13 protein-coding genes and 2 tRNA genes are annotated in these 22881 nt (G+C 68.9%); 9 read left to right on the forward strand and 6 right to left on the reverse strand.

The window, feature by feature from the left end:
• Nucleotides 1-396 precede the first annotated feature (396 nt).
• The 3 genes from BST38_RS14205 (at nucleotide 397) to BST38_RS14215 (ending at nucleotide 11518) form a co-directional block, all read left to right on the forward strand.
• Entirely contained in the window at nucleotides 397-9651 is a 9255-nt protein-coding gene (locus tag BST38_RS14205; RefSeq protein ID WP_083143970.1) for a type I polyketide synthase, read from the forward strand.
• Nucleotides 9652-9673: 22 nt separating this feature from the next.
• On the forward strand, nucleotides 9674-10066 hold the full coding sequence (gene acpS, locus BST38_RS14210) for a holo-ACP synthase AcpS (protein ID WP_179964069.1): 393 nt from the start codon (nucleotides 9674-9676) through the stop codon (nucleotides 10064-10066).
• Nucleotides 10067-10168: 102 nt separating this feature from the next.
• Complete coding sequence (locus BST38_RS14215; RefSeq protein ID WP_083143972.1) at nucleotides 10169-11518, forward strand: dipeptidase; 1350 nt, start codon at nucleotides 10169-10171, stop codon at nucleotides 11516-11518.
• On the opposite strand, the gene bcp is transcribed toward BST38_RS14215, so the two are convergent.
• The gene (gene bcp, locus BST38_RS14220) at nucleotides 11495-11968 is read right to left on the reverse strand and encodes a thioredoxin-dependent thiol peroxidase (protein WP_083143973.1); all 474 of its coding nucleotides are present in this window, start codon (nucleotides 11966-11968) and stop codon (nucleotides 11495-11497) included. The genes BST38_RS14215 and bcp overlap by 24 nt on opposite strands.
• Nucleotides 11969-12122: 154 nt before the next feature.
• Here bcp and BST38_RS14225 point away from each other — a divergent pair, with 154 nt between their 5' ends.
• Together BST38_RS14225 and BST38_RS14230 are read left to right on the forward strand one after the other, a co-directional pair.
• On the forward strand, nucleotides 12123-12347 hold the full coding sequence (locus tag BST38_RS14225; RefSeq protein WP_083144038.1) for a DUF3618 domain-containing protein: 225 nt from the start codon (nucleotides 12123-12125) through the stop codon (nucleotides 12345-12347).
• A 550-nt stretch (nucleotides 12348-12897) separates the two neighbouring features.
• Nucleotides 12898-13269 carry a hypothetical protein gene (locus BST38_RS14230; protein ID WP_083143974.1) on the forward strand — a complete coding sequence of 124 codons (372 nt, stop codon included), beginning with the start codon at nucleotides 12898-12900 and terminating at the stop codon, nucleotides 13267-13269.
• A 48-nt stretch (nucleotides 13270-13317) separates the two neighbouring features.
• Here BST38_RS14230 and BST38_RS14235 read toward each other — a convergent pair whose 3' ends face one another.
• On the reverse strand, nucleotides 13318-13572 hold the full coding sequence (locus BST38_RS14235; RefSeq protein ID WP_083143975.1) for a hypothetical protein: 255 nt from the start codon (nucleotides 13570-13572) through the stop codon (nucleotides 13318-13320).
• A 405-nt stretch (nucleotides 13573-13977) separates the two neighbouring features.
• Here BST38_RS14235 and BST38_RS14240 point away from each other — a divergent pair, with 405 nt between their 5' ends.
• Nucleotides 13978-16635, forward strand: a complete 2658-nt coding sequence (locus tag BST38_RS14240; protein WP_083143976.1) for a S15 peptidase family protein — start codon at nucleotides 13978-13980, stop codon at nucleotides 16633-16635.
• A 71-nt stretch (nucleotides 16636-16706) separates the two neighbouring features.
• Here the strand turns inward: BST38_RS14240 and BST38_RS14245 are convergent.
• Nucleotides 16707-16782: transfer RNA gene (locus tag BST38_RS14245), tRNA-Lys, on the reverse strand.
• Between the two features lie 161 nt (nucleotides 16783-16943).
• Between BST38_RS14245 and BST38_RS14250 the strand changes: the two genes are divergently transcribed.
• Complete coding sequence (locus BST38_RS14250; RefSeq protein WP_083143977.1) at nucleotides 16944-18164, forward strand: L,D-transpeptidase; 1221 nt, start codon at nucleotides 16944-16946, stop codon at nucleotides 18162-18164.
• Nucleotides 18165-18217: 53 nt separating this feature from the next.
• Here the strand turns inward: BST38_RS14250 and BST38_RS14255 are convergent.
• Both BST38_RS14255 and orn read right to left on the reverse strand, forming a co-directional pair.
• Nucleotides 18218-18290 (reverse strand) — tRNA-His (locus BST38_RS14255).
• Between the two features lie 31 nt (nucleotides 18291-18321).
• Nucleotides 18322-18957 (reverse strand): oligoribonuclease, encoded by a 636-nt coding sequence (orn, locus tag BST38_RS14260; protein ID WP_083143978.1) that lies wholly within the window; start codon nucleotides 18955-18957, stop codon nucleotides 18322-18324.
• An 81-nt stretch (nucleotides 18958-19038) separates the two neighbouring features.
• On the opposite strand from orn, the gene BST38_RS14265 reads away from it, so the two are divergent.
• The gene (locus tag BST38_RS14265; protein WP_083143979.1) at nucleotides 19039-20643 is read left to right on the forward strand and encodes a helicase HerA-like domain-containing protein; all 1605 of its coding nucleotides are present in this window, start codon (nucleotides 19039-19041) and stop codon (nucleotides 20641-20643) included.
• 88 nt (nucleotides 20644-20731) lie between these two features.
• Here BST38_RS14265 and cmrA read toward each other — a convergent pair whose 3' ends face one another.
• Nucleotides 20732-21538 carry a mycolate reductase gene (cmrA, locus tag BST38_RS14270; RefSeq protein ID WP_083143980.1) on the reverse strand — a complete coding sequence of 269 codons (807 nt, stop codon included), beginning with the start codon at nucleotides 21536-21538 and terminating at the stop codon, nucleotides 20732-20734.
• A 25-nt stretch (nucleotides 21539-21563) separates the two neighbouring features.
• Between cmrA and BST38_RS14275 the strand changes: the two genes are divergently transcribed.
• Nucleotides 21564-22877, forward strand: a complete 1314-nt coding sequence (locus BST38_RS14275; RefSeq protein WP_083143981.1) for an MFS transporter — start codon at nucleotides 21564-21566, stop codon at nucleotides 22875-22877.
• The last annotated feature ends 4 nt before the right edge of the window (nucleotides 22878-22881 follow it).

The raw sequence follows: 22881 nt of genomic DNA on the forward strand, positions 1-22881 counted from the left end.
TTCTCAGATAACGATTGTATAACAATACTGCCTTGAACTGCGCTTCTATCCTACTCAACCGTAACCACCCGCATGCAGGACGTTTGTCCCGGATAGTTCACCGCCGCCCGGAAACGCGCGTTACGCAACCTTGTGTTACCCACGCGTAGAACTCGCCAGTAACCATTTTGGGCGCAAAACTAGGGCAGTCTCTTATGACACTCTTAGTACGGCTGAATGACCGCCCGCGGCTCACGGACCGCGATGGACGCGCCTGGAGAGGGCCCGCGGGCGAGACCAGCCGGATTCGACGCCGAATCGCAAGGGCCCCAGCGGGTGCACAGGCAAGCACCCGACGAGCCGAAACAAGCCCCGCGACGAGCGACGTAGCGCGCAACACCGAGGAGAACACACGACGTGACGATCAACGACCAGCACCGTGCGACCACCAATTCCAACGGCCGGGCCGATCAGGGCTACGAACCGCTGACGGGAACGCACGCACTCGTCGATCGGCTGCATTCCGGTGAGCCCTACGCCGTCGCATTCGGCGGCCAGGGTGGCCCGTGGCTGGAGAACCTCGAAGAGCTGGTGAACTCCGCCGGCATCGAATCGGAGATCAGCCAGCTGGTCGCCGAGGCCGAACTCCTGCTGGAGCCGCTGGCCCGCGAGCTCGTCGTGGTGCGGCCGATCGGCTTCGAGCCGATGCGCTGGATCCGTGCGCTCGCCGCCGACGAGCCGCTGCCGTCCGCCAAGGACCTCACCACCGCCGCGATCTCCGGTCCCGGCATCCTGCTGACCCAGATGGCCGCCCAGCGGGCCATCAAGCGCCAGGGTCTCGACCTCGACGCGCACCCGCCGGTCGCCGTCGCGGGCCACTCCCAGGGCGTGACCGCCGTCGAGTCGCTCAAGGCCGGCGGCGCCCGTGACGTCGAGCTGCTGGCCATCGGTCAGCTGATCGGTGCGGCCGGGTCGCTGGTGTCACGCCGCTGCGGCATGGTCGGGCGCGGCGACAAGTCGCCGATGGTGTCGGTGCTCAACGTCGACCCCGCGCGCATCGCCGAACTGCTCGAGGAGTTCGCCCAGGACGTCCGGACGGTGCTGCCGCCGGCGTTGTCGATCCGCAACGGCCGGCGGTCCGTCGTGATCACCGGTACCCCGGAGCAGCTGGCCCGCTTCGAGCTCTACTGCGAGAAGATCACCGAGAAGGAAGAGGCCGAGCGCAAGAACAAGACGCGCGGCGGCGCGATCTTCCGCCCGGTCTTCAACCAGCTCAACGTGGAGGTCGGGTTCCACACCCCGCGTCTGGCTGCCGGCGTCGATCTCGTCAACGAATGGGCCGCGCGCACCGGGCTGGACCGCGAGCTCACCCAGCGGTTGACCGAGACGATCTTCGTCAACCCGGTCGACTGGGTCGCGGAGGTCGAGGAACTCGCCGCGACCGGCGCCAAGTGGATCATCGACCTCGGGCCCAGCGACACCGTCACCCGGTTGACCGCCCCGGTCATCCGCGGCCTCGGTATCGGCATCGTGCCCGCCGCCACCCGGTCCGGCCAGCGCAGCCTGTTCACCGTCGGCGCCGAGCCCGCCGTCGCGTCGGCCTGGTCGAGCTATGCGCCGAAGGCCGTCGCGCTGCCCGACGGTTCGGTCAAGGCCTCGACCAAGTTCACCCGGCTCACCGGCCGTTCGCCGATCCTGCTGGCCGGTATGACCCCCACCACGGTGGACGCGAAGATCGTCGCCGCCGCGGCCAACGCCGGCCACTGGGCCGAGCTCGCGGGCGGCGGCCAGGTCACCGAAGAGATCTTCGACGCCCGGATCGCCGAACTCACCCAGCTGCTCGAGCCGGGCCGCGCCATCCAGTTCAACTCGTTGTTCCTGGACCCGTACCTGTGGAAGCTGCAGGTCGGCGGCAAGCGCCTGGTGCAGAAGGCCCGCCAGTCCGGCGCACCCATCGACGGTGTCGTCGTCACCGCGGGCATCCCCGATCTCGAAGAGGCCGTCGAGCTGATCAAGGAGCTCAACGACGTCGGCATCAGCAACGTCGTGTTCAAGCCCGGCACGGTCGACCAGATCAAGTCGGTCATCAAGATCGCCGTCGAGGTGCCCGACCGCGACGTCATCGTCCACATCGAGGGCGGCCGCGCCGGCGGTCACCACTCGTGGGAGGACCTCGACGACCTGCTCATCAGCACCTACGGCGAGCTGCGCAAGTACTCGAACGTGACCATTTGCGTCGGCGGCGGCATCGGCACCCCGGAGCGGGCCGCCGAGTACCTGTCCGGTGAATGGGCCAAGGCCTACGGCTTCCCGGCGATGCCGGTCGACGGCATCCTGGTCGGCACCGCCGCGATGGCGACCAAGGAAGCCACCACCTCGCCTGCGGTCAAGCAGATGCTCGTCGAGACCACCGGCACCGACACCTGGGTCGGCGCGGGCAAGGCCATCAACGGCATGGCCAGCGGCCGCAGCCAGCTCGGGGCCGACATCCACGAGATCGACAACACCGCGTCGCGGTGCGGGCGCCTGCTCGACGAGGTCGCCGGTGACGCCGAGGCCGTGGCCGAGCGACGCGACGAGATCATCGCGGCGATGGCCGACACCGCCAAGCCGTACTTCGGCGACGTCGGTGACATGTCCTACCTGCAGTGGCTGCAGCGCTACGTCGAACTCGCCATCGGCGACGGGGACAGCACCGCCGACACCGCAGCCCCCGGCAGCCCGTGGCTGGCCGACACCTGGCGTGAGCGTTTCGAGGAGATGCTCACCCGCGCCGAGGCCCGCCTCAACGAGAAGGACTCCGGCCCGATCGAGTCGTTGTTCGTCGGCGACGGCGAGGTGCTGCTCGACCAGCCCACCGAGGCGATCGCCGCGCTGCTGGCCCGTTACCCCGACGCCGGCGCCGTCAAGCTGCACCCGGCCGACGTGCCGTTCTTCGTGACGCTGTGCAAGAAGCCCGGCAAACCGGTCAACTTCGTGCCGGTCATCGACAAGGACGTGCGCCGCTGGTGGCGCAGCGACTCGCTGTGGCAGGCCCACGACGCCCGCTACACCGCCGATCAGGTCTGCATCATTCCCGGCACCCAGGCCGTCGCCGGCATCACCCGCATGGACGAACCGGTCGGCGAACTGCTCGACCGCTTCGAGCAGGAGATCGTCGACCGTGTGCTGGCCGCCGGCGCCGAGCCGACGCCGGTGGTGTCGCGCCGCCAGGCCCGCGCCGACGTCAGCGGACCGCTGGCCGTGGTGCTCGATTCACCCGACGTGCTGTGGGCCGGCCGTACCGCGATCAACCCGGTGCACCGCATCGGCGCACCCGGTGAGTGGCAGGTCAACGACGTGCCCGGCAAGCCGAGCGCGACGCACCCGAACACCGGGGCGCGGCTGGAGCTGTCCGGGGACGGAAGCATCACGCTGAGCGTGCCGCTGTCCGACATCTGGATCGACATCCGCTTCACGCTGCCGTCGTCCACCGTCGACGGCGGCGCCCCGATCGTCACCGTCGAGGACGCCGCGAAGGCGATGCGTTCGGTGCTGGCGATCGCCGCCGGTGTCGACGGGCCCGACGCGCTGCCCCCGGTGCGCGACAACAGCGCGACGGTGACCGTCGAATGGGACCCGCAGAAGGTCGCCGACCACACCGGTGTCACCGCCACGTTCGGCGCCCCGCTGGCGCCGGGCCTGACCCTGGTGCCCGACGCGCTGGTCGGCCTGTGCTGGCCCGCGGTGTTCTCGGCGATCGGGTCGGCGGTCACCGACGACGGGTTCCCCGTCGTCGAGGGCCTGCTGAGCCTGGTTCACCTGGATCACGCCGCGCACCTGCTGGCCACGCTGCCCGCGGAGAAGTCCGAATTGACCGTCACCGCAACGGCTCTGCCCGCCACCGACACCGAGGTCGGCCGGGTCGTCCCGGTCGAGGTGAGCATTGCCGACGCCGACGGCACCGTCCTCGCGACCCTCGGGGAGCGGTTCGCGATCCGCGGCCGCACCGGTGCCGCCGAGCTGGCCGACCCGCTGCGGGCCGGCGGAGCCATCACCGACAACGCCACGGATACGCCGCGCCGCCGTCGCCGCGACGTCGTCGTCACCGCCCCGGTGGACATGAGTGCGTTCGCTGTGGTCTCCGGTGACCACAACCCGATCCACACCGACCGCACCGCGGCGCTTCTGGCCGGCCTGAAAACGCCCATCGTGCACGGCATGTGGCTGTCGGCCGCGGCGCAGCACGCCGTCACCGCCACCGACGGCCGGGCCACCCCGCCCGCGCGGCTGGTCGGCTGGACCTCCCGGTTCCTCGGGATGGTGCTGCCCGGTGACGAGATCGAATTCCGGGTCGACCGCGTCGGCATCGACCGCGGCGCCGAGATCGTCGAGGTCGCTGCCAAGGTCGGCGGCGAGCTGGTGATGGCCGCGACCGCGCAGCTGGCCGCGCCGAAGACCGTGTACGCGTTCCCGGGCCAGGGCATCCAGTCCAAGGGCATGGGCATGGAGGTGCGTGCCCGCTCGAAGGCCGCCCGCAAGGTGTGGGACACCGCGGACAAGTTCACCCGCGAGACGCTGGGCTTCTCGGTGCTGCACGTCGTGCGGGACAACCCGACCAGCCTGATCGCCTCGGGTGTGCACTACCACCACCCCGAGGGTGTGCTGTACCTGACGCAGTTCACCCAGGTCGCGATGGCGACGGTCGCCGCGGCGCAGGTCGCCGAGATGCGCGAGCAGGGTGCGTTCGTCGAGGGCGCGATCGCCTGCGGTCACTCCGTCGGCGAGTACACCGCGCTGGCGTGTGTGTCCAACGTGTACCCGCTCGAAGCGCTCCTTGAGGTGGTGTTCCACCGCGGTTCGAAGATGCACGACATCGTGCCGCGCGATGCGCAGGGCCGGTCGAACTACCGGCTGGCCGCGATCCGCCCGTCGCAGATCGATCTCGACGACGACGACGTCAAGGCCTTCGTCGCCGAGATCGAGGCTCGTACCGGAGAATTTCTTGAGATCGTGAACTTCAACCTGCGCGGTTCGCAGTACGCGATCGCCGGTACGGTCGCCGGGCTGGAAGCCTTGGAGGAAGAGGTCGAGCGGCGCCGCGAGATCTCCGGCGGCAAGCGCTCGTTCATCCTGGTGCCCGGCATCGACGTGCCGTTCCACTCCAGCGTGCTGCGGGTCGGTGTCGCCGACTTCCGGCGTGCGCTCGAACGGGTGATGCCCACCGATGCCGATCCGGAGCTGCTGATCGGCCGCTACATCCCGAACCTGGTGCCGCGGCCGTTCACCCTGGACCGCGACTTCATCGAGGAGATCCGGGAACTCGTTCCGGCCGAGCCGCTCGACGAGGTGCTCGCCGACTACGACACGTGGCGCAACGAGAAGCCGCGTGAGCTGATGCGCAAGATCGTCATCGAGCTGTTGGCCTGGCAGTTCGCCAGCCCGGTGCGGTGGATCGAGACGCAGGACCTGCTGTTCATCGAGGAGGCCGCGGGCGGTCTCGGTGTCGAGCGGTTCGTCGAGATCGGCGTCAAGAACGCGCCGACGGTCGCGGGCCTGGCCACCAACACGCTCAAGCTGCCGGAGTACTCGCACAACACCACCGAGGTGCTCAACGCCGAGCGTGACGCCGCGGTGCTGTTCGCCACCGACACCGATCCGGAACCGGACGACGAGCCGGCACCGGTCGCCGACGCGGCCCCGGCCGAGGCCGCGCCCGCCGCGGCGGAAGCGGCTCCCGCCCCGGCCGCCGCGCCGGCTGCGCCCAGCGGCGGACCCCGCCCGGACGACATCACGTTCGACGCGGCCGACGCCACGATGGCGCTCATCGCGCTGTCGGCGAAGATCCGCGTGGACCAGATCGAGGCGCTCGACTCCATCGAGTCGATCACCGACGGCGCGTCGTCGCGGCGCAACCAGATGCTGGTCGACCTCGGGTCGGAGCTGAACCTCGGCGCCATCGACGGTGCGGCCGAAGCTGACCTGGCCGGCCTGAAGGGACAGGTCACCAAGCTGGCCCGCACCTACAAGCCGTTCGGACCGGTGCTGTCCGACGCGATCAACGACCAGCTGCGCACGGTCCTCGGGCCGTCCGGCAAGCGTCCGGCCTACATCGCCGAACGGGTCAAGAAGACCTGGGAGCTCGGCGACGGCTGGGTCAAGCACGTCACCGCCGAGGTCGCGCTGGGCACCCGCGAAGGATCCAGCGTCCGCGGCGGAGCGCTCGGCGGTCTGCACGACGGAGCCCTGGCCGATGCGGCCGCGGTGGACAAGGTGATCGACGCGGCCGTGACCGCGGTCGGGGGCCGACTCGGGATTCCGGTGTCGCTGCCGTCAGCCGCCGGCGGTGGCGGCGGGGTCGTCGACTCGGCCGCGCTCGGCGAGTTCGCCGAGCAGGTCACCGGACGCAACGGCGTGCTCGCCAACGCGGCGCGCACGATCCTGGATCAGCTGGGATACGGCGCGGTGGCCTCCGCGCCCGAGCCGTCCGCCGACGCGGAACTGATCGACCTGGTCACCGCCGAGCTCGGCTCGGACTGGCCGCGTCTGGTGGCTCCGGCGTTCGACGGCCGCAAGGCGGTGCTGTTCGACGACCGGTGGGCCAGTGCGCGTGAGGATCTCGCCAAGATCTGGCTGACCGGCGAGGACGAGATCGAGGCCGACTGGGCCCGGCTGTCGGAGCGGTTCGAGGGGACCGGCCACGTCGTCGGCACCCAGGCCACCTACTGGCAGGGCAAGGCACTGGCCGCGGGCCTGAACATCCACGCGTCGCTGTACGCCCGCATCGCCGCGGGGGCGGAGAACCCCGGCAAGGGCCGCTACAGCGAAGAGGTCGCCGTCGTGACCGGCGCCTCGAAGGGATCGATAGCCGCATCGGTCGTCGCGCAACTGCTCGACGGTGGCGCCACGGTGGTGGCCACCACGTCCCGGCTCGACGACGCTCGACTGGCCTTCTACCGCAAGCTCTACCGCGACAACGCCCGCTTCGGCGCCAAGCTGTGGGTGCTGCCCGCGAACATGGCGGCCTACAGCGACATCGACGCACTCGTCGAGTGGGTCGGCACGGAACAGACCGAGAGCCTCGGGCCCAAGTCCATCCACCTCAAGGATGCGCTGACCCCGACGCTGCTGTTCCCGTTCGCCGCACCGCGCGTCGGTGGCGACCTGTCCGAGGCCGGAGCGCGCGCCGAGATGGAGATGAAGGTCCTGCTGTGGGCCGTCCAGCGGCTGATCGCCGGGCTGTCCCACATCGGTGCCGACCGCGACATCGCGGCCCGCCTGCACGTCGTGCTGCCCGGTTCACCGAACCGCGGCATGTTCGGCGGCGACGGCGCCTACGGCGAGTCCAAGGCTGCCCTGGATGCGGTCGTGTCGCGCTGGAAGGCCGAGACGTCGTGGGCGCAGCGAGTCAGCCTGGCGCACGCGCTGATCGGCTGGACCCGCGGCACCGGGCTGATGGGCCACAACGACGTCATCGTCGACGGCGTCGAGGCTGCCGGTGTGCAGACCTACTCCACCGACGAGATGGCGAGCATGCTGCTGGCCCTGTGTGACGTCGACACCAAGGTCGCCGCCGCCCAGGAGCCGGTGCAGGCCGACCTGACCGGTGGACTGGCCGACGTGGAGCTGGATATGGCCGAACTGGCCGCCAAGGCCAGGGAAGCCGCGACCGAGGCGCCCGCCGAGGCCGAGGACGAGGAGGCCGGCGATCACCTGATCGCGGCGCTGCCGTCCCCGCCGCGGCCCACCGTCCCGGCACCCGCGCCGGAGTGGGCCGACCTCGACGTCGACCCGGCCGACCTGGTGGTCATCGTCGGTGGCGCCGAACTCGGCCCGTACGGCTCGTCGCGCACCCGGTTCGAGATGGAGGTCGACAACGAGCTGTCGGCGGCCGGTGTCCTCGAGCTGGCCTGGACCACCGGTCTGATCAAGTGGGAGGACGATCCGCAACCGGGTTGGTACGACACCGAATCCGGCGATCTCGTCGACGAGGCGGACCTGGTCGAGCGCTACCACGACGCGGTCGTGGAACGGGTCGGCATCCGTGAGTTCGTCGGGGACGGCGCGATCGATCCCGATCACTCGGCACCGCTGCTGGTGTCGGTGTTCCTGGACAAGGACTTCTCGTTCGTGGTGTCGTCGGAGGCCGACGCGCGCGCGTTCGTGCAGTTCGACCCGGAGCACACGGTGATCAGCCCGGTGCCCGACAGCTCCGACTGGACGGTCACCCGCAAGGCGGGCACCGAGATTCGGGTGCCCCGCAAGGCGAAGCTGTCCCGCACCGTCGGCGCGCAGATCCCGACCGGGTTCGACCCGCAGGTCTGGGGTGTGACCCCGGACATGGCGAATTCCATTGACCGCGTTGCGTTGTGGAATCTCGTCGCGACGGTGGACGCGTTCCTGTCCGCAGGCTTCTCGCCGACCGAACTGATGCGCTGGGTGCACCCGAGCCTGGTCGCCAGCACGCAGGGCACCGGCATGGGTGGTCTGACCTCGATGCAGACGATGTTCCACGGCAACCTGCTGGACAAGAACAAGCCGAACGACATCCTGCAGGAGACGCTGCCGAACGTCGTTGCCGCGCATGTGATCCAGAGCTACGTGGGCAGCTACGGATCGATGATCCACCCGGTCGGCGCGTGCGCCACCGCGGCGGTGTCGCTGGAGGAGGGTGTCGACAAGATCCGGTTGGGCAAGGCCGAGCTCGTCGTCACCGGCGGCTACGACGACCTGACGCTGGAGGCCGTGATCGGCTTCGGAGACATGGCCGCCACCGCCGACACCGAGGTGATGCGCGCCAAGGGCATCAGCGATTCCCGGTTCTCCCGCGCCAACGACCGGCGCAGGCTGGGCTTCGTCGAGGCCCAGGGCGGCGGCACGATCCTGCTGGCCCGCGGCGATCTCGCGGTGCGGATGGGTCTGCCGGTGCTGGCCGTGGTCGCGTACGCGCAGTCCTATGCCGACGGCGTGCACACCTCGATCCCGGCTCCGGGGCTCGGCGCGCTCGGCGCCGGTCGCGGCGGCAGGGAGTCGGCGCTGGCCAAGTCGCTCAACAAGCTGGGCGTCGGGGCCGACGACATCGCGGTGATCTCCAAGCACGACACGTCGACGCTGGCCAACGATCCCAACGAGCAGGAGCTGCACGAGCGGCTCGCCGACTCGCTGGGTCGTTCCCCGGGTGCGCCGCTGTTCATCGTCAGCCAGAAGAGCCTGACCGGGCACGCCAAGGGCGGCGCGGCGGTCTTCCAGACGATGGGTATGTGCCAGATCCTGCGCGACGGCGTGATCCCGCCGAACCGCAGCCTGGACTGCGTCGACGAGGAGCTGGCGACGTCCGCGCACTTCGTGTGGCCGCGTGAGACTCTGCGGATGGGCGAGAAGTACCCGCTGAAGGCGGGTCTGATCACCAGCCTCGGGTTCGGTCACGTGTCGGGTCTGATCGCGCTGGTGCATCCGCAGGCGTTCCTGGCCACCCTGACCCCGGAGCAGCAGGCGGACTACGCCGCGCGTGCCCAGGAGCGGGAGCTGGCCGGAAAGCGCAGGCTCGCATCGGCGATCGCCGGTGGGCGCCCGATGTACGAGCGGCCCGAGGGGCGGCGCTTCGACCACGAGGCGCCCGAGAAGGTCCAGGAGGCCGGCATGCTGCTCGACGCGGCATCGCGGCTCGCCGAGGACGGCGTGTATCGGCGATGAACCGTGAGATAGCGTGCTGCCCGTGGGCATCGTTGGGATAGGCATCGACCTCGTCTCCATTCCGGAGTTCGCCGAGCAGGTGGATCGCCCGGGCACGGTGTTCGCCGAGACGTTCACGCCGGGGGAGCGGCGCGACGCCGCCGACAAGAGTTCGTCGGCGGCGCGCCACCTCGCGGCGCGGTGGGCGGCCAAGGAGGCGGTGATCAAGGCCTGGTCGGGGTCGCGGTTCTCCAAGCGGCCGGTACTTCCTGAGGCGATCCACCGCGACATCGAGGTGATCACCGACATGTGGGGCCGCCCCCGGGTCCGGCTGTCCGGGGCGGTGGCCGAACACCTCAAAGAGGTGACGATCCACCTGTCGCTGACCCACGAGGCCGACACCGCCGCGGCGGTCGCCGTCCTCGAAGAGCGCTAACGCCTTTTCCCGCGAGCGTGCGTGTCTGCGGCGGACACGCCGATCAAATCCCGGACTTTGCGCACGCTCGCCGGGCCCGGACAGGCGACTAACGTGGTCGCCATGAGCGATCTCGTGCAACGCGTCCGCGACGTCCTGCCGTCGGTGCGCGCCGACCTCGAAGACCTGGTGCGCATCCAGTCCGTGTGGGCGGATCCCGACCGCCGTCCCGAGGTGCACCGGTGCGCCGAAGCGGTGTCGAAGTTGTTGTCCGAGGCCGGATTCGACGACGTCACGATCGTCGCCGAGGGCGGCGCCCCAGCCGTCATCGCCCGGCATCCCGCGCCGGAGGGTGCGCCGACGGTGCTGCTGTACGCCCACCACGACGTGCAGCCCGAAGGCGACCCCACCCAGTGGCGCAGCGCCCCGTTCGAGCCGACCGAACGTGACGGCCGGCTGTACGGTCGCGGCACCGCCGATGACAAGGCCGGTATCGCAACGCATCTCGCCGCGTTCCGGGCGCACGGCGGCAATCCGCCGGTCGGGGTGACCGTCTTCGTCGAGGGGGAGGAGGAGTCCGGCTCGCCGTCGCTGAGCGGGCTGCTCGCCAAGCACCGCGACGCGCTGGCCGCCGATGTCATCGTGATCGCCGACTCCGACAACTGGAGCACCGCGATCCCGTCGCTGACGGTGTCGCTGCGTGGTCTGGCCGACTGTGTGGTCGAGGTCGCCACGCTCGACCACGGCCTGCACTCGGGGATGTGGGGCGGGGTGGTGCCCGACGCGCTGTCGGTTCTGGTGCGCCTGCTCGCCTCGCTGCACGACGACGACGGCGACGTCGCCGTCGAGGGCCTGCACGTCGCCGACGCTCCCGAGGTCGACTACACGCCCGAGCGGGTGCGGGCCGACACCGGCGTCCTCGACGGGGTGCACGAGATCGGCTCCGGCTCAGCGACACAACGGCTTTGGGCCAAGCCGGCGATCACCGTCATCGGCATCGACACCACCCCCATCGCGAAGGCGTCCAACACGCTGATCCCGCGCGCCCGCGCCAAGATCAGCATGCGGGTGGCCCCCGGCGGCGACGCCGCCGAGCACCTCGCGGCGCTGACCCGGCACCTGGAGAGCCATGCGCCGTGGGGTGCGCAGGTGACCGTCACCCCCGGAGATCTCGGCGAACCGTACGCCATCGACGCCGACGGCCCCGTCTACGACGCCGCGCGCAGCGCGTTTCGGCAGGCGTGGGGCCACGACGCCGTCGACACCGGTGTCGGCGGATCGATCCCGTTCATCGCCGAGTTCGCGGGGACCTTCCCCGATGCCAAGATCCTGGTGACCGGGGTCGAGGACCCCGACACCCAGGCGCACAGCATCAACGAGAGCCTGCACCTGGGCGTGCTGGAACGCGCGGCGACCGCCGAGGCGCTGCTGCTCGCCCGGCTCGGTGAACTACACGGACAGGTCGCGCCGTAGTTTGGCGACATGGCCGGTGGCGCGGACGTTGTACTGCGCCACCTCGATGTTGCCGTTCTCGTCGACGAGGAACGTGGAACGGATGACGCCCTGAACGGTCTTGCCGTACATCGTCTTCTCGCCGAAGGCGCCCCACGCTTCGAGGACCTTCTTGTCCGGATCGGACAGCAGCGGGAACGTCAGCCCCTCGGCGTCGCGGAATTTCGCGAGCTTCGCCGGCTTGTCCGGCGAGATCCCGACGACGTCGAGACCGGCGTCGTTGAGCTCGGCGAGGCTGTCCCGGAAGTCGCAGGCCTGCTTGGTGCAGCCCGGCGTCGACGCGGCCGGATAGAAGTACACGATGACCTTGCGACCCTTGTAGTCGGACAGCTTGACCGTGTTGCCGTCGGCGTCGGGGAGGCTGAACGCGGGAGCTTTGTCGCCGACCTCGAGACGTGGGGTTTGCGGCATCGGTGTGTCATCCCTCCAAGCAGGTCCCGGAACGGGTGCGGTGGTTCGGTCGACCGGGGCGCTGCGTGGCGGCCCGGCTCAACTAGGGTAGTTCGACAGAGCTGTAGGCAGGGGCGCGGCCGGCGCGCTGGTGCTGGAGGCATTGGAGGAACACGTGGCGGACCGGGATCCCGACACCATCAAGGCTGAGATCGATCAGGCGCGCGAGCAGCTGGCGATCACGGTCGACTCCCTCGCCGAGCGGGCCAATCCGCGTCGGGTGGCCGACGACGTCAAAGCCGGGGTGATCCGCTTCGTGTCGAAGCCGCCGGTGGCGATCTCCCTGGCCGGGGCCGGCGTGCTGTTGCTCGTGCTGACGATCCGCCGTATCCGGCAGTGAACGGTTGATCAGCGCCTGAAGCTGGACCAGAACCAGTCGGTGATCGAGAATCCGGGGGGGTTGGCCACACGGCCGATCCGGCTGCAGTTCAGTACCGCCACGGGCGTTTGCACAACGCGGCGGTGAACGGCGTCCTCTCCGCCGGCACGTGTGGCCATCGGATCGACCGGGCTCGACATCAGCAAATTCCTCGATTCCTGCTCTTAAGCCTCTCGCGGCGATCGCTCACGGCGTTCAGCTAACGGAACCATAACACCACTCGCAGGCTTTCAGCAGCACAATCCCCATAGGGCGATGTGAACCGCGATGCGCCGTTACTCCTTGTACCCGACGCGCGTCCTGCGTATTGTTACCGGCGTGTGACATCTAGCACAGAAATTGGGCCCCGCGTCCAGGCCGGCGAAGTTTGACGGTGGCGCCGATTTCCTGTGCCAGGCGGGCGTTGCCGGCTGCGAGTCCCGCGGGGCCGGGAAGGGTATCGCCGGATCGGGCGGCCGAGTCCTCTACGCTGACGCTGATACAAGACGAGCTACAGAGAAGGAGACGCCACATGGCGTGGTTTCTCGCCCTGCAGGGCCCCGCGCAGCCGAGCCACCAGGCTTCGGTCTACGAACTGCAGGACACGACTGACGTCGACACGCTGGCGCAAGAACTCGTCAGCGCGGTGACGCTCGACCGGGTCGTCCCGATCCCGGCGATGCTGCCGCAGAACACCAAGAAGCGGCAGAAGGTCACGCTGTACATCCGGCCGGCCGCATGGGGGCTGTGGACGTTCTACGAGTTGTCCGAGGACGACAAGCGTCAGCTGATGATGGAGAACCCCTTGGTGCAGGCGTTGCAGCAGCATCAACAGCAGCAGCACGGCGCCGCGGGCCAGATCAACCCGTTGCTGGGCCAGCCCGGCGCGGGACCCCGCCGCTAGGCCATCGCAGGCCGTCCCGTGCCCAGCGGGCACGGGACGGGTGGATCGCTACTGCGTGTCGGAGTTGAACAGGTACCAGAGACCGTCTTCGCCCTCGCGGCAAAGGAAGTACGGATACTGGGCGTCCTCTTCGGGGTTGGACAGCGCGATATGAGGGCCGTCGGCCAAACAGGCGTCCTGGGTCTGGAAGGTCACCGGTGCGCCGTTGGCGTCGACGACCCTGACTTCCTCCGCGTTCGCGACGCCGGCTCCGGCGATCGCGCCGGCGGCACAAGCGGCGGCGACAAGCAGCTTCTTCATCATTGTTCCCCTGGGTATGTAGGTGGCAGCGCCCTCTCTGATGAGTCGATATGCCTGGTGCGCTGGGCAACAATGTAGGCCTCTGATCGGCCACCACCGCTGGTTTCCGCAAATATTGACGACTGGTCTCTAGATATCTTCGCAGCTCATTACGTTTTGAAACGGATATAGGGATTGCCGCGGCTGCCGAACTTCGGCGCTGCCGACGGGTTCAGGCGCCGGAGGTCGGGGGGTGGATTCTCCTCGTCATCTGCATGAAAGACATTGATCGGCAATCGATTTCGGCGTTCTCGTGCCGTGGCGCATGGGGCGGGATGCTATGGCAAGGTATCTCGCGATTTGCCCATCCGCAGCGCCGGGCCGGGGCTATAGTTTGCTGCGTTGTCGACCGTCTGAGCAGGGGTAACGATGAACGCAGCTAGGTATATCGGCCGGGTGGGGGGCCTCGCGGTCGCTTTCGGGGTCGGCACTGCCGTCCTCGGTGGCTACGGTGTGGCCGTCGCCAAGCCTGCGGCAGACGGTGCGGATTCCACGGTGTCGGCCCCGAGTTCCCGCGGCGCCGAGACGACTTCCGTCGATTCCGGTGACAAGACGTCGACGGGTGCGAAACCCACGTCCGGCTCCCGTGATGACACCGACGCTGCCGATGACGGTGCCGAAGACGCCGTAGACGACGACGCAGCCATCGAGGACCCAGCCGACGAGGACCCAGCCGACGAGGACCCCGCCATCGAGGACCCAGCCGACGAATCCGCCGCCGCCGATACATCCCGCAAGCCCGCCAAGGCGCGCGACGCCGCGCCGGGGCGAGAGTCCTCGTCCACCGACACCGATACCGACACCGCCGAGACGACGACGCCGTCGGCCGGGGACACCGCCGCCGAGCCCGCCGGCTCGACCGACGAGGTCGCCGACGTCGCGCCGGCAGACCGCACTGCCCAGGCCCTGAAGTGGCTGTCCAGCCCGGCAGCCGTCGCGGGACGCACGGCGTCCCCGACCGCGACGCAGACCGCCACCACCGCGGTGTCGAACCCCTGGGCGGCGCTCATCGACAGCATCTTCAAGCCGTTCGCCGGGGGAGGCCCGGCCGGGCTGCCCGCGGATTCACCGCTGTCCTGGGCCGCCGCCGCGGCGGCGCGGCGAGAGGCGCTTTTCGCCGGCCCCATCGTCGTCGACTCGACCACCATGGCGTTCGACGACGGTGTGATCTACGGGTCGATCAACGCGACCGCCACCAACGGACGTCAGCTGTTCTATACAGTCCTCGGCTCGTCGCCGGAGGGCGGTAAGACCACGCTCCTCAGCGCCGCCGGCGGGTTCACGTTCCTACCGGATCTGGCCGTGGTGAATGCCGGCGGTACCGACACCTTCAGAGTGATGGTCAGCCAGGAAAGCGCGCTGATGGTCCTTCTCAGTCGGATTCCGCTACTCGGCGACCTCGTCGACCCGATCGTGCTCAAGCTGCAGCAGACCCCGATCCTCGGTGCGGTCCTGCAACCGATCATCGGTTACCGCGTGATCACGTCGGTCACGGTCGACACGGGCGAACTGATCCCGGAGAACGTGCCCTTCGCGTTCACGACGAAGGTGGCGTCGTTCGACGGCACGAAGATCAGCGTCAACTTCTTCCCGGCCGCCGGGCTGCAGAACGGGCAGGACGCCGAGACCATCTTCAACGGTCCGGGGCTGGGCAGCGCCGGTTACACCGACCCGACCGCGTTGATCTCGCTGGCGAATCTGATACCCGGGATCAAGACGCTGCGCGACGGCGGCTACAACGTGGTGACCTGGGATCCCCGCGGCGAGTACGACTCCGGCGGGACCCTGCAGCTCGACAGCCCGTTCTTCGAGGGGCGTGACGTCCAGGCGTTGATCTCCTGGGCCTCCACCCTGCCGGGAGTCAAGACGACCGCGCCGGGCGATCCGGTGATGGGCATGGTCGGCGGCTCCTACGGCGGCGGAATCCAGCTGGTGACCGCAGGCATCGACAAGCGGGTCGAGGCCATCGTCCCGGTGATCGCATGGAACTCGCTGACCATGGCGCTCTATCCCGAGAAGGCGTTCAAGTCCGGCTGGGCGACCCTGCTCGGGCTGGACCTGCTGATTGCCGGCGCGAAGATCAACGCGCAGATCTATCCGGCGATCATCCTCGGCGATCTGCTCGGGTTCATCACCGAGGTCCAGCAGGCCATCATCGAGAGCAGTGGCCCGACAGTGCTGGTCAACAACATCACCGCGCCGACGCTGTTGATCCAGGGCACCGTCGACGGATTGTTCACGCTCCGACAGGCATTCACCAATGCCGCGATGCTCGGCGCGAATGGTGTTCCGGTGGACATGATCTGGGCCTGCGGTGGACACGGCATCTGCCTGAACCCGCCGAACGACAACCAGGCGACGCATCTGGTGAACGCGACGATGGACTGGCTCGACCGGTACGTGCGCGGCAACGAACTGGTGCCGACGGGACCCCGCTTCGAGTGGTACGACCAGAACGGTGACTACCACGCCTCAGAGGTGATGCCGACGGAGTCAGGGTTCTACGGCGAGCCGTTCGTCGCGCAGAGTGGCGGCGGATTCCTGCCGATCATTCCGATCGGCGGATCCGGCCCCCAGACCCAGCCGCCCACACCGTGGTTGCTGTCGCCGGCAACGGCGTCCAAAGCGTCGCTGGCGCTGAACATGAAGATCGCCCCGCCCGAGGGTGCTCAGTTCGTCGGTGCTCCACAGGTCACGCTGACCTACGAGGGGCTGGGCACCGCCACGCACATCTACGGTCAGATCGTCGACGACGCCTCCGGCCTGGTGCTGGGCAACCTGGTCACCGCGATCCCGGTGACGCTCGACGGCAGGAGCCGGAGCGTGACGTTCGATCTGGAGCAGATCGCCTACACGGCGGGCGCCGGGGACACGCTCACGTTGCAACTGACCGGGTTCGCCACCCCGTATCTGGATCTGACCCAGATCGGCTTCATCGACGTCCAGGGCGTGACGCTGTCGTTGCCGACGGTGTCGACCGCCGAACCGGTGGCCCGCGAACTGGCCGTTGAGGTGGTCGCGGCGTAGCCGGGTGTAGACGATTGCCGGGGAAACCTCCCCGAAGCCAGCAAAGGCCCTGTGGATACAGGGCCTTTGTGTGGTGCGCCGTCAGGGTTTCGAACCCCGGACCCGCTGATTAAGAGTCAGCTGCTCTACCAACTGAGCTAACGGCGCGCGTGTGAGACAATAACAGGCCCGCGGCGTAAGACGGAAATCCGCACGTCCGCGCGTTTTCGGAGCCGACATCGCAGTCGTGCCCCAACCCCGAAACTGACCGTAGAATTGGCGGCACTGGTTCGCGGGCAAACAGCCATGATGTGAGGTGGAGCGGAAGTATGTGGCAGGTCAACACGGCGAGCCGTGCGCGTGCGAGACGGTCCTGGTGGGTGGCCGTTGCGTTGGTTCCCGCGCTTGTGCTGGGCCTCAGCGCCTGCGCGGGGGGAACCGAAACCCCCAAACCTCAGGTGATCACGGACAAGGGCACCCCGTTCGGTGACCTGCTGGTCCCGAAACTGTCGTCGTCGGTCAAGGACGGTGCCGTCGGCGTGAGCGCCGGCGCGCCCGTGACGGTCAGCGCCGAAGACGGTGTTCTGGGCGCGGTGACGATGGTCAACGAGAACGGCAAGACGGTGGAGGGCAAGCTCTCCGAGGACGGCCTGACGTGGGAGACCGCCGAACCCCTCGGCTACAACAAGCGCTACACGCTCACCGCGCAGGCGCTGGGGCTCGGCGGGGTCGCGAGCCGGCAGATGACGTTCGAGACGCACAGCCCGGAAAACCTCACGATGCCTTACGTTTTGCCGAACGAGGGCGAGGTCGTCGGGGTGGGGCAGCCGGTCGCCATCCGGTTCGACGAGAACATCCCGAACCGGCTGGCCGCGCAACGCGCAATCACCGTCAAGACCGAGCCGCCCGTTGAGGGCGCGTTCTACTGGCTGAACAACCGTGAAGTCCGTTGGCGCCCAGCCAAGTACTGGAAGCCCGGCACCAAAGTCGAGGTCGAGGTCAACACCTACGGCGTCGACCTGGGCGACGGTCTTTTCGGTCAGGACAACGTGTCGACGAACTTCACCATCGGCGACGAGGTGATCAGCACCGTCGACGACGACACCAAGACGCTGACGGTGCGCCGCAACGGCGAGGTCGTCAAGACCATGCCGGTGTCGATGGGCAAGAACAGCACGCCCACCAACAACGGCGTCTACATCGTCGGTGACCGCAGGTCGCACATGATCATGGATTCGTCGACCTACGGCGTTCCGACCAACTCGCCCAACGGCTATCGCACCGAGGTCGACTGGGCCACCCAGATCTCCTACAGCGGCATCTACGTGCACGCGGCGCCCTGGTCGGTCGGCAGCCAGGGCGAGGCCAACGTCAGCCACGGCTGCATCAACGTCAGCACGAGCAACGGCCAGTGGTTCTACGACAACTCCAAGCGCGGCGACATCGTCGAGATCGTCAACACCGTCGGCTCGCCGTTGCCGGGCACCGACGGGCTGGGGGACTGGAACATCCCGTGGGAGCAGTGGAAGGCCGGCAACGCCAACGTGTGACGCCCGGACAGCAGAAACGCCGCCTACCGAAGTAGGCGGCGTTTCCCTTTCGGGGTGGCTGACGGGACTCGAACCCGCGACAGCCAGGATCACAACCTGGTGCTCTACCAACTGAACTACAGCCACCATCGCCGCTTCGGAAAGCGGCTTGGTCATATTAGCCGGTGGACCCCTCTGGAGCCGAATCGTCCTGCTTCGGGGAGCCCAGCTCGGCCGCGACGGCCGCGATGTCGCTGGTCGAGGGCCCGGGCGGCGCGACGAACGCGGTCTGGCGGTAGTAGCGCAGCTCGCGGATCGACTCGTGGATGTCGGCCAGCGCGCGGTGCGCGAGCCCCTTCTCCGGCTGCCCGAAGTAGATCCGCGGATACCAGCGGCGGCACAACTCCTTGATCGAGCTGACGTCGATCATCCGGTAGTGCAGGAAGTCGTCGAGCTTGGGCATGTCGCGGGCGATGAAGCCGCGGTCGGTCGCGATCGAGTTCCCCGCCAGCGGCGCCGTCTTGGCCTGCTTGACGTGCTCCCGGATGTAGGTCAGCACCATGTCCTCGGCGGTCGCGACGTCGACGGTGGACGCGCGCACCTCGTCGACGAGGCCCGACTTCGCGTGCATCTTGGCGACCACGTCGACCATCGAGGACAGCGCGGCGTCGTCGGCGTGGATGACCACGTCGAGGCCGTCGCCGAGGATGTTCAGCTCCGAATCGGTCACCAGTACCGCGATCTCGATGAGCAGGTCGGATTTCAGGTCCAGGCCCGTCATCTCGCAGTCGATCCACACCAGTTCGTCTCGCACAGCGCTCAACCCTAAGCCCACCGGCGCACATCGGCCCGCACACCCGCCTGACGCCGGTCCCGCCGCAGTAGGGTTCGACCCATGAGCACGCAGCCCTCCGGCACCCCCGCGCAGCAGATCGCCGCAGGTTATGCGGCCGAAGGCGCAGCGGTCGAGCTCGGCACCGTCGTCGTCGACGGCGTCTGCGACCCCGCCGCGCGGGTCCGGATTCCGCTGGCCACGCTGAACCGGCACGGGCTGGTGGCCGGTGCGACCGGGACGGGCAAGACGAAGTCGCTGCAGGTGCTCGCCGAACAGCTGTCGGCGGCCGGGGTGCCGGTGGTGATGGCCGACGTCAAGGGCGACCTGTCGGGCCTGTCCCGGCCCGGTGAACCCGGCGCCAAGGTGGCCGAGCGCGCCGCCGACACCGGCGACGACTGGGCCCCGGCGGCCTACCCCGTGGAGTTCCTGTCGCTGGGCACCTCGGGCATCGGGGTGCCGGTGCGCGCGACCATCACCAGCTTCGGGCCGATCCTGCTGTCAAAGGTGCTCGGGCTGAACCAGACTCAGGAATCGACGCTCGGGCTGATCTTCCACTGGGCCGATCAGCAGGGGCTACCGCTGCTGGACCTCAAGGACCTGCGCTCGGTCATCCAGTACCTGACCAGCGACGAGGGCAAGCCGCAGCTCAAGGCGCTCGGTGCGGTGTCGACGACGACGGCCGGGGTGATCCTGCGGGCACTGGTGAACCTGGAGGCCGAAGGCGCGGACACCTTCTTCGGCGAGCCGGAGCTCGAACCCGACGACCTGATGCGCGTCGACGCGTCCGGGCGTGGCGTCATCACGCTGCTGGAACTGGGCAGCCAGGCGGCCCGGCCGGTGCTGTTCTCGACGTTCCTGATGTGGGTGCTCGCCGATCTGTTCACCACGCTGCCCGAGGTCGGCGACGTCGACAAACCCAAGTTGGTTTTCGTGTTCGACGAGGCGCATCTGCTCTTCACCGACGCGTCGAAGGCGTTCCTCGACCAGGTCGAGCAGACCGTCAAACTCATCCGCTCCAAGGGTGTCGGTGTGCTGTTCTGCACCCAGCTGCCCGCAGACATCCCCAAAGAGGTCCTCAGCCAGCTCGGCGCGCGGATCCAGCACGCGCTGCGCGCGTTCACCCCCGACGATCAGAAGGCGCTGACCAAGACCGTCCGCACCTACCCGAAAACCGACGTGTACGACCTCGAATCGGCGCTGACGTCCCTGGGCACCGGCGAGGCGGTCGTGACCGTGCTCTCGGAGAGGGGTGCGCCGACGCCGGTGGCCTGGACCCGGATCCGCGCCCCGCGGTCGCTGATGGACACCATCGGGTCCGACGCGATCGCCGCGGCGGCCGAAGCCAGCCCGCTGCAGGCCGAGTACGGCCAGACGATCGACCGGGACTCGGCCTACGAACGGCTCGCGGCGCGACTGGCGCCGCCACCGCCGGTGGCCCAGCCGCCCGTCGCCCCTGCCCCGGCCGAACAACCCCCGGTGTACGTCCCGCCGCCGATCGACATCCCGCCGATGCCCGCACCCGCGTCGACTCCCGAACCCGGCTTCCTCGACCAGGTGATGGCCAACCCGGCGTTCAAGAGCGCGATGCGGTCGGCGGGAACGGTGATCGGGCGCGAGATCACGCGCAGCATCTTCGGCACGGGCCGGCGCAAGCGCCGCCGCTGACCTCGCGAGCGCTGACCGCCGAGATTGCTTCTGGGCAGCTCGCTACTCGAACTTCCGCTGCCGGAACGCAATTTCGGCGAGAGAGGGGTCAGTCGCCGCCGAGCTTCTTGTAGACCGCGCCGACGATCGGCGCGACGATCGCGCGCGGCGCATAGCCGCTGGCCGCCGACATCGCCTTCGACGTCACGCCGGGCACGACGCGCATCTTGTTGCGCTCCAACCCATCCAGCGACACCTTGGCGGTGTACTCGGTGTCGATCCACAGGAAGTCCGGGATCAATCTCTCGACGAGGGACTGCTCGTCGGGGTCGGGCAACTCGGTGCGCACCGGTCCCGGGGCGAGCACCGTGACGTGCACCCCGGACGATTTCACCTCGCCGCGCAGCGATTCGCTGAACGTGTTGGCGAAGGCCTTCGTCGCGGCGTAGGTCGCGTTGTTCGGAATCGGGGAGTTGCCCGCGGCGGACCCGGAGATCAGGATGCCGCCCGCGCCCCGCTCGACCATGCCGGGCAGCACGGCCAGTACCAGGTCGTGCACGCCGAGCACGTTGAGCTGCACCTGTTTCCGCTCCTCGGCCGGATCCAGCGAGGCGACCGCACCGAACGTCGCGGTGCCGGCGTTCGCGCACAGGATCGAGATATGGCGGGTGGCCAACTCTTCGCAGAACACGTCGCGCGCAGCCGGGTCGGCCAGGTCGACGGCGCGCACCTCCACGGTCACGCCGAAGTCGGCGCGCAGCCGCTCGGCGAGTGCGTTGAGCACCTCTTCGCGGCGGGCCGTGATGATCAGGTGGTGGCCACGGCGGGCGAGCTCGACGGCCAGCGCCTCACCGATGTTCTGCGAAGCGCCGGTGACGACGGCGCGAGCGTCCGCGCTGGGAGCGGGTACTGGCATGGGCCGGACTATATCGTGAGCGACCATGAGCCAGCTGCCGCCCACGACCGGTCCGCCCACCGATGCGGCACCGCGTTCGCGCGTGCTGGCCTGGGCGATGTGGGATTTCGGGGCGACGGCGATCAACGCGATCGTCATCACGTTCGTCTTCACCGTCTACCTGACCACCACCGTCGGCGACGACCTGCCGGGGGACACCAGCCCGGCGAGCTGGCTGGGCCGCGCGCTGGCGCTGGCGGGTCTGGTGGTGGCGCTGCTGGCCCCGGTCACCGGGGTGCTGGTCGACGCACCCTCGCGTCGCCGCCGCGCCCTCGCCGTGCTGACCGGGCTCGTGGTGCTGTTCACGGCCGCACTCAGCCTGATCCGCGACGACCATCGCTACCTGTGGCCGGGTCTGGTGGTGCTGGCGTGCACGGCCGCGTGCAGCGAGCTGGCCACGGTGCCCTACAACGCGATGCTGCGCGAACTGTCCACCCCGCAGACGTCGGGCCGCATCTCCGGCATCGGATTGGCGTTGGGCTACTTCGGTAGCGTGCTCGCGCTGCTGGTGGTCTATCTGGGTTTCATCTCCGGCGACGGCGACACCCGCGGACTGCTCGGGATACCCGTCGCCGACGGCCAGAACGTGCGCGCGGCGATGCTGCTGGTCGCCGCGTGGTTCGCGTTGTTCGCGCTTCCTCTGCTGATCTGGGCGCCGAGGAACGACTCGGCGCCCCCGCCGCGGGTCGGCTTCTTCGGTGCGTACCGGCGGCTGTGGACCGACGTCCGCGCCGAGTGGCGCCGCGACCGCAACCTCGTCTACTACCTGGGCGCCAGTGCCGTGTTCCGGGACGGGCTGACCGGGATCTTCACGTTCGGCGCCGTGCTCGGCGTCAACGTCTACGGGGTCTCGGAGGCCGACGTGCTGCTGTTCGGCGTCGCGGCGTGCGTCGTCGCGGCGCTCGGGGCGGTCGTGGGTGGGCGCTTCGACGACCGGGTGGGCTCCAAGACGGTGATCGTCGCGTCGCTGTCGGCGTTGATCGCGGTGGGTCTGACCCTGATGGCGGTGTCGGGACCGTTGGCGTTCTGGGTGTGTGGGCTGCTGCTGTGCCTGTTCATCGGCCCGACGCTGTCCTCGGCGCGCACCTTGATGATGCGGATGGCCGAACGCGGCAAGGAAGGCGTCACGTTCGGGCTGTACACCACGGCGGGTCGCGCCGCGACTTTCCTGGCGCCGTGGCTGTTTTCGTTGTTCATCGACGTATTCGACAGCTACCGCGCCGGGATGGGTGGCCTGGTGCTCGTCGTCGTGCTCGGGCTGGTGCTGTTCCTTCCGGTGCGCGCCCCGCACCGCATCTAGGGAA

Source organism: Mycolicibacterium parafortuitum (assembly GCF_002086815.1).
GTDB classification, from domain to species: Bacteria; Actinomycetota; Actinomycetes; order Mycobacteriales; family Mycobacteriaceae; genus Mycobacterium; species Mycobacterium parafortuitum.

What these genes read in the sequence shown, in the direction of transcription:
- BST38_RS14215 (WP_083143972.1), top strand. Translation starts at nt 10,169, where the DNA reads ATGAGCGATCTCGTGCAACGCGTCCGCGACGTCCTGCCGTCGGTGCGC.
- bcp (WP_083143973.1), bottom strand. Translation starts at nt 11,968, where the DNA reads ATGCCGCAAACCCCACGTCTCGAGGTCGGCGACAAAGCTCCCGCGTTC.
- BST38_RS14230 (WP_083143974.1), top strand. Translation starts at nt 12,898, where the DNA reads ATGGCGTGGTTTCTCGCCCTGCAGGGCCCCGCGCAGCCGAGCCACCAG.
- BST38_RS14235 (WP_083143975.1), bottom strand. Translation starts at nt 13,572, where the DNA reads ATGATGAAGAAGCTGCTTGTCGCCGCCGCTTGTGCCGCCGGCGCGATC.
- BST38_RS14240 (WP_083143976.1), top strand. Translation starts at nt 13,978, where the DNA reads ATGAACGCAGCTAGGTATATCGGCCGGGTGGGGGGCCTCGCGGTCGCT.
- BST38_RS14250 (WP_083143977.1), top strand. Translation starts at nt 16,944, where the DNA reads ATGTGGCAGGTCAACACGGCGAGCCGTGCGCGTGCGAGACGGTCCTGG.
- BST38_RS14265 (WP_083143979.1), top strand. Translation starts at nt 19,039, where the DNA reads ATGAGCACGCAGCCCTCCGGCACCCCCGCGCAGCAGATCGCCGCAGGT.
- cmrA (WP_083143980.1), bottom strand. Translation starts at nt 21,538, where the DNA reads ATGCCAGTACCCGCTCCCAGCGCGGACGCTCGCGCCGTCGTCACCGGC.
- BST38_RS14275 (WP_083143981.1), top strand. Translation starts at nt 21,564, where the DNA reads ATGAGCCAGCTGCCGCCCACGACCGGTCCGCCCACCGATGCGGCACCG.